Source organism: Arthrobacter sp. ZBG10, assembly GCF_001238605.1.
Taxonomy (GTDB): domain Bacteria; phylum Actinomycetota; class Actinomycetes; order Actinomycetales; family Micrococcaceae; genus Arthrobacter.
Window position 1 is genome coordinate 1 of record NZ_LFQH01000109.1, and the last position, 276, is coordinate 276.

Consider the following 276-nt stretch of genomic DNA (forward strand, 5'->3'; position numbering starts at 1 on the left):
CGTTCCTGCCCGCACGCCACTCCCGCGAGGAAGATCGACGAGGTCCTCGCCGCTCGTGCCGAGCACCGCGAGGGCCCGGTCCAACTCGCCGAACGGTGCCACGTCCGGCCCCGGACGGTCTCCCGGATTATCGCCCGGGCCGGGATGCCCCGGTTGTGGGAGCTGGACCCGATCAGCGGCGAACGCATCAGGGCAGGCCGGGCTACCGACCACCGCTACGAACGCGGCACCGCCGGTGAACTGCTCCACATTGACGTGAAGAAACTCGGGAGAATC

General features: G+C 69.6%; 1 pseudogene. It reads left to right on the plus strand.

Annotated features, from left to right (window positions below):
* Positions 1 to 276, plus strand: a pseudogene (locus tag ACU18_RS20020) (IS481 family transposase); the annotation flags it as partial.